At 61.3% G+C, this 9158-nt stretch carries 8 protein-coding genes; 4 read left to right on the top strand and 4 right to left on the bottom strand.

What is annotated here, in order from left to right; all coding sequences use genetic code 11:
- Positions 1–900: 900 nt before the first annotated feature.
- Genes BUE15_RS15785 through fdhD form a run of 3 tightly spaced genes read right to left on the bottom strand, consistent with a single transcriptional unit; the run spans position 901 to position 4776 of the window.
- Positions 901–3456 carry an FdhF/YdeP family oxidoreductase gene (locus BUE15_RS15785; RefSeq protein ID WP_073287217.1) on the bottom strand — a complete coding sequence of 852 codons (2556 nt, stop codon included), beginning with the start codon at positions 3454–3456 and terminating at the stop codon, positions 901–903.
- A 39-nt stretch (positions 3457–3495) separates the two neighbouring features.
- On the bottom strand, positions 3496–3828 hold the full coding sequence (locus tag BUE15_RS15780; RefSeq protein ID WP_073287214.1) for a DUF7009 family protein: 333 nt from the start codon (positions 3826–3828) through the stop codon (positions 3496–3498).
- 57 nt (positions 3829–3885) lie between these two features.
- A complete protein-coding gene (gene fdhD, locus BUE15_RS15775; RefSeq protein ID WP_244535961.1) occupies positions 3886–4776 on the bottom strand; it encodes a formate dehydrogenase accessory sulfurtransferase FdhD in 891 nt (296 codons plus the stop codon).
- Positions 4777–4913: 137 nt separating this feature from the next.
- Between fdhD and moeB the strand changes: the two genes are divergently transcribed.
- A complete protein-coding gene (gene moeB / locus BUE15_RS15770; protein WP_073287211.1) occupies positions 4914–6014 on the top strand; it encodes a molybdopterin-synthase adenylyltransferase MoeB in 1101 nt (366 codons plus the stop codon).
- A 61-nt stretch (positions 6015–6075) separates the two neighbouring features.
- Entirely contained in the window at positions 6076–7239 is a 1164-nt protein-coding gene (locus BUE15_RS15765) for a putative sulfate/molybdate transporter (protein ID WP_073287208.1), read from the top strand.
- 14 nt (positions 7240–7253) lie between these two features.
- Here BUE15_RS15765 and moaA read toward each other — a convergent pair whose 3' ends face one another.
- A complete protein-coding gene (moaA, locus tag BUE15_RS15760) occupies positions 7254–8261 on the bottom strand; it encodes a GTP 3',8-cyclase MoaA (RefSeq protein WP_073287205.1) in 1008 nt (335 codons plus the stop codon).
- A 122-nt stretch (positions 8262–8383) separates the two neighbouring features.
- Here moaA and moaD point away from each other — a divergent pair, with 122 nt between their 5' ends.
- Entirely contained in the window at positions 8384–8626 is a 243-nt protein-coding gene (gene moaD, locus BUE15_RS15755; RefSeq protein ID WP_073287203.1) for a molybdopterin converting factor subunit 1, read from the top strand.
- A 112-nt stretch (positions 8627–8738) separates the two neighbouring features.
- Entirely contained in the window at positions 8739–9158 is a 420-nt protein-coding gene (locus tag BUE15_RS15750; RefSeq protein ID WP_073287200.1) for a molybdenum cofactor biosynthesis protein MoaE, read from the top strand.

Raw genomic sequence — 9158 nt, 5'->3', positions numbered from 1 at the left:
CGTGGCGAACCACAGACGATGTCGAGTGCTGATCCGACTCGTGTGTACGAGCTGTTCAATTCCTTTTGTTCTACGCGTGGTCTTCAGCAGCCTCCCTTCCGAAGAAGTGAGCTACCAAAGCCCTTTCATTTGTCTTTCCATCCATTCAAAGAACGTGCGTCGCTTCTCGTGTGAAGCAACGTAGTGACTCATCTGCTGAGTCCGGGTCCCGGCTTCCGATCGAAGCGGGCTGCAAAGGTACACAACCTTTTTAAAATCGCAAGAAAAAGGTTGTTTCTTTTTCCTGCCTGCCCGGCCGTTTCTCGTTCGAAGCGCGGCGGGCTGCAAAGGTAACACCCTTTTTTGAGTTTCCAACTCCGGGCCGAAAAACTTTTTAGGGCTTTTCGTAGAGTCGTGGCCCGGCTTCCGGTTGAAGCAGGCTGCAAAGGTAACACCTCGTTTTCTTCGCCTGCAAGTAACCAGGCAAACTTTTTTTTCGAAGCGGGTTCCGTTTCCGGTTGAAGCGGGCTGCAAAGGTAAGTAGACTTTTCCGGGTTTGCTACCTGGGCCAGCAACTTTCTTTTCCGGGCTGATTCGGCCTGTTGCCCGTCCGCGTTTCGGATTGGGAGTGCAAAAGTAGTCGGTCGTTTTTTCCGGTGCAAGCCCCGGGGCCAACTTTTTTTATCGGCCGGCGCGTAGGGCGTGGCCGTGGCAGCGAACCGGGCACTGGCAGACAACTACTTAGCTCCTGCCCTTAGTTCACTCGCAGATCAAAAAAAGTTACCAACTCGCTATGACCGCCCCAAAAGGGCCTTTATGAAGCAGTATTCCCTATAAACGCCGACCTCCCCTACACTGCTGAGCATAGTAGGGGAGGTCGACTGAAGCCAAGATGAGTGACTCTTATTATATGTATTGGGGCTACGCTTCCACTGCCAAGCGCTGCTCTACAGGAGCGCCAGTGGTTTTGAGTGTGGGCACTACCGTTACTACTACATACTTAGAGGTAGGCGTATTGCTGGTTTTGGCCACGCTGGCTATTGGAACCAATGGATTGGCTTCGGGGAAATAGGCAGACACGTTGCCTTTGGGAATGTCGTAGGGGACGGCCACGAACTTCTCGACAGTGCGGGTTTCGCCTTTAAAGTGGCTGGTGATGTCGATGAGGTCCTTGGCGCCAATACCCCGCTCGGCCATATCCTGGGGATTCATGAACAGGACGCGCCGCTCGTTGAATACGCCCCGGTACCGGTCATTGTAGTCGTATATAGTAGTGTTGAACTGGTCGTGGCTGCGCACCGTCATCAGAATAAGCTGGTCCGGCTCCAGTTCGCGCTGGTAGTGCTGCAGCTCGGTGGTAGTAAAGTTGGCCTTGCCGTTGGGCGTGGTGAACTTCCGGTCGCGGGGACCATTGGGCAGGTAGAAGCCACCGGGGCGACGCAGCTTCTCGTTGAAGTTCTCGAAGCCGGGAATCACGCGGCTGATATGGTCGCGGATGACATCGTAGTTCTCGGTCATGGCAACCCAGTCGGCGATGTTGGTGCGGCTGCCGAGAGTAGCAATGGCGACACCGCTGATAATGGCCACTTCGCTCATCATCTGGCCTTCGAGCGGAATCAGGACGCCTTTGTTCTGGCTAACCACGCCCATAGAGTTTTCGCAGGAGGTCATCTGGTGGCCGGACTTCTGCATATCTACGTCGGCGTGCGTGAAGCAGGGCAGCAGCAGGCTGGTTTCGCCGGTGGTGAGGTGGCCGCGGTTGAGCTTGGTGCCGACAAACACCGTCAGCTTCTGCTTACGCATGCCTTCGGCAATGACTTCGGTATCGGGGCCGGCCCCCAGCAGGTTGCCGCCGAGGCTGAAGAACACCTTGGTTTTGCCTTTGTACATGGCTTTGATGGCCTCCACGGTGTCGTAGCCATGTTCGTAGGGAGCCTGGAAGTTGAATTCCTTGCTCAACGCATCCTGAAACGCCTTGGTGGGCTGCTCCCAGACGCCCATAGTCCGGTCGCCCTGCACGTTGGAGTGGCCGCGCACGGGGCAGGTACCTGCGCCACGCTTGCCAATGGCGCCTTTCATCAGGTGCAGGTTCACGATTTCCTGGATGGTCTGCACGCCCTGCCGCTGCTGCGTGACGCCCATAGCCCAGCAGGTGATGATTTTCTTTTTGGTGGCCAGCATATTGGCAGCCTCCAGGAGCTGGTCGCGGCTGATTCCGCTCAGCTCCTCGATATCCTCCCAGGAAGTGTTGCGGATATTCTGCTCGAACGACTCGAAGCCGGTGGTGTACTCGGCAATGAAGGCCCGGTCTACTACCTGGCCGGGGTTGAGGTCCTCGGCTTCGAAGAGGTGCTTCATGATACCGCGCAGCAGGGCCATGTCGCCATCCACCCGAACCTGCAGATACAGGTCGGTAATCTGGGTGCCGTCGCCCATCAGCGCGCCCAGTGCTCTGAGCGGGTTCATGAAATCCTGTGGGTTCTTGAAGTGGTTGAGGCCGGCTTCGATGAGCGGGTTGATGCTGATGATCTTAGCCCCGTTGCGCTTGGCCTTCTGCAGGGCCGTGAGCATGCGCGGATGGTTGGTGCCCGGGTTCTGCCCTATAATAAGGATGACTTCGGCCTCGTAGATGTCGTTGAGCGTAACGGAGCCCTTGCCCAAACCGAGTGTGGGACTGAGGGCCGCGCCGCTGCTTTCGTGGCACATGTTGGAGCAGTCGGGCAGGTTGTTGGTGCCGAGCTGCTTGGCGAAGAGCTGGAACAGGAAGGCGGGCTCATTAGGCACTTTGCCGGACGTGTAGAACACCGCTTCGTTGGGCGAATCCAACGCATTCAGATGGTCGCCGATGAGCTGGAAGGCATCGGGCCACGCAATGGGCGAGTAGTGGTTGTCGCCGGGGCGCTTGACCATGGGGTGCGTGAGGCGGCCGGCGTTGTTCTGGTCCCGGTCGGTCATCTGGGAAAGCTGGGCCAGGCTGTAGCGCGCGAAAAACTCCGGGCCGGCCGCTTTGTCGTCGGCGTCGGAGGCAGTGGCTTTGGCGCCGTTTTCGCAAAACTCGGCTACCGAGCGGTGGTCGTCGGGGTCAGGCCAAGCGCAACTGGAGCAGTCGAAACCGTCCTTCTGGTTCATTTTGAGCAGGCCACGGGTGCCGCGGTTCAGGCCGCCTTCGCTCCAGCTGAATTCCATGGACTTGATAACGGCCGTGACGCCGGCCGCTACTTTGGCGCGCTCTTCGAGCCGGATGCCGGTCAGGGCTTCGGGCGGCTGAGCCAGAATCGGGTGGGTATATTTTGCGTTAGCCACGTCTGGAGGGGTGATATTACTTTCGTCGCGGGCGGCCTGCGGGTCGGGGCGGTAATGGTCGGGAGCCGGCGCGGCGCCCTGGTCGGGCCGCTCCCCGCTTTTGGGCGCATTGCTGGCTTTTTGCTCGTGCTGCTTGCCTGCTTTGTTCGGGTCGGCAATGGGAGACTCTTCCATGGAATAAGGTCTTTCGGTGGGAGCAGAAATTGAAGAAGGCTAGTGCTTACAACCTAAGTCCTTCTCTACCAATATATGCAGTACTTGGTTGCCGGCCACTGGATAACTGCAGCGCAGGCTGATGGTTTCGGAGGCAGTCCACTCATCGGCTACGGCGGCCGGGACCTGCACCGTGATATGGCCCGGCGAATACGCCAATTGCAGCTCCAAGCCACCCAGGCCGGCAGCCCGTACCAACACATACGTCAGCGTATCGAGGGCAGCGGGCCCGAGCGGTACCACCGTTTGCAGCTGGCCGGTGCGGCCAAAGTCAGCTACTTCTTCCGCGGAGAGGCGCAGGCGCAGGGTGTTGTCTTCGAGGCGGAGTTTCATGGAATGCGAAGCGGAGGCAGGGTATATGAACGAAGTGGACGCTACATCAGGCAGTATTCAGGCCGGCGGTTCAGCCGGTGGCTCCTGCGTGATGCGCCAGCTGTGGCTGTAGATGTTGAACCGATTCTGGCGCACGAAGCCGCAGAGCGTCATACCGAAATTGTGGGCGGCCGAAACGGCCAGGGAGCTGGGAGCCCCGACGGCGGCCAGCACCGGAATACCCGCCACCGCTGCTTTCTGCACCAGCTCGAAGCTCGCACGGCCACTTACCAGCAGCACCGCGCCATGCAGCGGCAGCTGCCCGGCCAGCAGCGCGGCCCCAATCACCTTGTCGAGGGCGTTGTGGCGGCCCACGTCTTCGCGCAGCAGCAGCAGCTCGCCGGCCGGCGAAAACAGGGCGGCGGCGTGCAGGCCGCCGGTTTGCTCGAACAGCGCCTGGGCCGCCCGCTGCCGCTCGGGCAGCTGATGCACCACGGCCGCGGCTACGGCAGGCCCGTTGGTGGGCAAAACCGGGCAACTGGCCGCGTGCACCGCCTCAATGCTGGTTTTGCCGCACACACCGCAGCTGCTGCTGGTGTAGAAATGGCGCTCCAGGCGGGGCAAGTCGGGCACGGAGGTTGGGTTGAGCTCGGCCCGCACCACGTTTTCGCGCTCCTCTTCCTTCTTCACATCGGGACAGTAGATGACCCCTTGCAGGTCGTCGCGCCCCCGGATCAGGCCTTCGGTGAGCAGGAAGCCGGCCGTCAGCTCGAAGTCGTGGCCCGGTGTGCGCATCGTGACGGACAGCGTGCGGTGCTGGCGCTGGTTTTCGGGACCGTAACCGACGCGGATTTCCAGCGGCTCTTCGGCAGCCAGCACGTCGGAGGCTTCGGTAGCGGTAGAGCCATGCACTTTCTGCACGGTCACGTATTCGTAGCTGGTAGGAGGCAGAAAAACGGGAGTTGCCACTGAGAATCCGGATAGCCGATGAGGAAAACCGCGCCGAAGCAGCCAGCGCGTAGTATCTTAACCTTACGGGGCAGTTGTAAGTTTGAATGAGCCGCAGTCACCACACCCCGCCTTTCAGGCCGCCTATTTTCTCAGCTATGCTTACTACCGAAGAACGCCAGCGGTACCGCCGCCACCTGCAACTGCCCGAAATAGGGGAAGCCGGCCAGCTACGCCTCAAAAACGCCCGCGTGCTGGTGGTAGGCGCCGGCGGGCTGGGCTGCCCGGTGCTGCAGTATCTGGCCGCCGCCGGCGTAGGCACGCTGGGCATTGTGGATGCCGACAAGGTGGACATGAGCAACCTGCAGCGCCAGATTCTGTACGGCCCGGCCGACGTGGGCCAGCCCAAAGCAGCCACCGCCGCGCACGCTCTTCGCCAGCTTAATCCGCTGGTGCACACAGAGGTGTACAACTGCCGGCTGATGCTGGGCAATGTGCGGGAACTGGTGGCGCAGTACGATGTGGTGGTAGACGGCTCCGACAACTTCCCGACCCGCTACCTGCTCAACGATGCCTGCGTGAGCCTCGGCCGGCCGCTGGTATCGGGGGCCATCTATAAGTTCGAAGGGCAGGTTTCGGTGTTCAACTACCAGGGCGGGCCCACCTACCGCTGCCTGTTTCCGCAGCCGCCGGCCGCCAGCGAAGCCCCCAACTGCGAAGCCACCGGCGTGCTGGGCGTGCTGCCCGGCCTGGTAGGCACGGCCCAGGCCACAGAAACGCTGAAGGTGTTGCTGGGAATCGGGGAAGTGCTGGTAGGGCGGCTCTGGATGCTAGATGCGCTGTCGTTTCAGAGTCGGGTCCTGAAATTTCCGCGCCGCCCGGAGCAGGCTGCCATCAACCTGGATACTGCCAACCCCGCCGATTACGCCGATTTGTGCGGAGTCGGTATCAGCACGGTGTCGGCGGTAGAGCTGCGGGAACTGCTGCAATCGGGCCACCCGCCGTTTCTGCTGGATGTACGCGAGCCGGACGAATTTGCCGCTACGCACCTGCCGGGCGCTACGCTGTTGCCACTGGCTACCCTGGAGAAAGGCGTGGCCTCGATTCCGAAGCACCACCCGGTAATAGTATACTGCCACTCCGGCCGCCGCAGCACTCAGGCCATCGACCTGCTGCAGAACACGTATGGCTTCACCAACCTGCAGAATCTGGAAGGCGGCATACTGGCCTGGCAGGATACCGCTGAGAAGGTTGCCTGAGCGGCGAGTCTACCTGTATAAAGTGCCCCCCTACCCTATTATCCAGTCTGAAATACCCTGTATGCCCCTCACCGCCACCCGTCCTGCCCGCCCGCGCATCCGCTTCGACAGAAATGAGCTGGCGGGGGCTTTCGGGGATTTAGGCACTGATCTGCCGCTGCTCATCGGCATCATTGCGGCCTCGGGCATGGATAGCGCCGGGGTGCTGGTGATGTTCGGGCTGATGCAGGTGTTTTCGGGCCTCTGGTACGGCATGCCGATGCCGGTGCAGCCGCTGAAGGCGTTTGCAGCGCTGGTTATTGCGCAGAAAATTCCGGGGCGCATCATTTTTGGCGGAGGGCTGGCCATTGGCGTCAGTATGCTGCTGCTGTCGGTTACGGGGCTGATTGACGCGCTGGCCCGGCTGGTTCCGAAGCCGGTAGTGCGCGGTATTCAGTTTGGGCTGGCCCTGCAGCTGGCCACCCTCGCCTTAAAAGAATACGTGCCCGCCGACGGCCTGCCCGGCTACGCGCTGGCGGCGGCCGGCTTTCTGGTGACGGTGGTGCTGCTGGGCAACCGCCGCTGGCCGGCGGCCCTAGTGGTGCTGGCGCTGGGCGTGGCCTACGGGCTGGTTTTCAAGCTCGATCTGACCTCGGCTCAGCGGGCCATCGGGCTGCACCTGCCGGCCTGGCACGTGCCCACCACCGCCGATATCCTGACGGGTGCCGTGCTGCTGGCCTTGCCCCAGATTCCGTTGTCGCTCGGCAACTCGGTGCTGGCGACCCGGCAGGTGGTGCAGGACTATTTCCCGGAACGGAGTCTCACGGTGCGGCAAATCAGCTTCACGTATGCCCTCATGAACCTCGTGAATCCGTTTCTGGGCGGCTTTCCGGTGTGCCACGGCTCGGGCGGCATGGTAGGCCACTACACGTTTGGCGGCCGCACCGGCGGCTCCGTCCTGATTTATGGGGGCCTGTTTCTGGTGCTGGGGTTGTTTTTCAGCCAGGGTTTCCAGCAAATCGTGCAGATTTTCCCGCTGCCGGTACTGGGCGTGCTGCTCCTGTTCGAGGCTCTCACGCTGGCCACGCTGCTCCGCGACGTTGCGGAACACCGCCCAGATTTGCTGGTGGCGCTGCTGGTAGGACTGCTCTGCGCGGGCCTGCCCTACGGCTATCTGGTGGGCTTGCTGGTGGGAACGGCGGCGCACTATGCCATGCGGCGCGGCTGGGTTGGCTTGGGTAAATAGGCCCGCCGCTGCGCTTAGCCACCAATCGTGCTCATCGACTCGAAGCTGAGCTGATGCACAGGGCGGCGTTGCTCGGCCTCGAAGCCGTTGGCGGCGCGGTAGCGGAAGGCGTTTTTCAGGGCCTCGGTTACTTCTTCATCTGAGGAGCCGCCGCGCAGCAGGGCCCGCACGTCCAGCACGCCCTGGTCGTAGAGACAGGTTTTGAGGCCGCCTTCGGCCGTAAGCCGGATCCGGTTGCAGGTGCCGCAAAACGTGCGCGAATAGGCTGCAATGATACCAATGCGCCCTTGGTGGCCGGCAATGCTGTATTCGGAAGCCGTGGCGCCGGCGGGCGTAGGCACGGGTATGAACTCGCCCAAATTAGCCTCAAGATGCTGCCGGATGCGGCGGTGGTCCCAGGGCAGCGTGGCGGCGTGGCTGCCGCCGTTGAAAGGCATTTCCTCGATAAAGCGCACTTCTACCGGCAGCTCCCGCGTCAGCTCGGCCAAGGGCACCAGGTCTTCGATGTTCTGCCCGTCCATCACTACGGCATTGATTTTCACCTGAATGCCAGAGGCCAGCAGCGCATAAAACGTATCCAGCACCCGCGGTAGCTCGTCGCGGCGCGTGATGCTGGCAAACCGGGCGCGGTCCAGGGTATCGAGGCTGAGGTTGACGGCCTTCACGCCCAGGCGGGCCAGTTCGGGCACGTGCGGGGCCGTGAGCACGCCGTTGGTGGTCAGGCTCAGGTCGTCGAGGCCGGGAATGGCGGCGAGGCGGGCCATAAAGGGCACCAAGTCGCGGCGTACGAATGGCTCCCCGCCCGTCAGGCGCACTTTGCGCACACCCAGGCCAGTGAGCAGGCCAACCAGCCGCTCCATCTCCTCGTAGGTCAGAAGCTCCTGCTTAGGCATGTACTTGATGCCTTCTTCGGGCATGCAATAGAAGCAGCGCAGGTTGCACCGGTCCGTCACGGCCAGCCGCAGGTACTCCAGCGGACGGCCATGATTATCAAACAAAACAGACGGTGTGGCATCAGCCATAGCAACAAAACTAAAGAGGGTGGCTCAGTGCGAGCCGGAATCTGTCAACCAAAACGTAACATGCGCGCTGTGGTTCGGGTTTGAAATACGTACTGTTGCTATATTTTCCTTTCCCCGACCCTATGAACCTGAAAATAGCGCTTTTTGGCATTGCCAAAGAAATTGTGGGCCAGCCGGAACTGACCGTTACAGCTCCCGAAGGCCAGCCGGTACACCAGCTGCTGGAACAGCTCCGCACCGACTACCCGGCGCTGCGCCAGCTCAGCAGCCTGGCGGTGGCGGTGAACAACGAATACGCCGAAGATGCGCAGCCGCTGCAGGAGCGCGACGAAATAGCCCTGATTCCGCCCGTATCCGGCGGATAATAGCAGCTCTCGGGCACTACCGCACATCATGCTGCCGCGTGAAGCATCTCTGCGGCCTCGACCGGCGCAGTATGGCGGTCTTTCTCACCATTCTCCTCCTCTCAATACTCCCTTGATTCACATCGACCTGACTGACCAACCCATCGACGTGGCCGCCGCCCTGCAAAGCGTGGAAGCCGATGGGGCGGGCGCCATCAATACGTTTATTGGCACAGTGCGCAACCGGAGCACCGGCCGCACCGTGGTGCGCCTGGAGTACGAAGCCTACGACAGCATGGCGCTGCACCAGCTGCGCAAAGTAGCCGAGCAGGCTGCCGAAAAGTGGCCGATGGTGCAGAAAATAACCGTGGTGCACCGTAAAGGCACGCTCTACATCGGCGATGTGGCGGTGGTGGTGGCCGTGTCTACGCCGCACCGCGCCGAAAGCTTCGCCGCCTGCCAGTACATCATCGACACACTGAAACAGGTAGTAACTATCTGGAAAAAGGAGTTTTATGAGGACGGCGACGTGTGGGTAGCCGCCCATCCGTAA

The sequence above is a fragment of the Hymenobacter psychrotolerans DSM 18569 genome, from assembly GCF_900142395.1.
Lineage (GTDB): Bacteria > Bacteroidota > Bacteroidia > Cytophagales > Hymenobacteraceae > Hymenobacter > Hymenobacter psychrotolerans.
The sequence above is the reverse complement of the archived record's forward strand: the minus strand, read 5'-3'. Positions and strand labels throughout refer to the sequence as shown.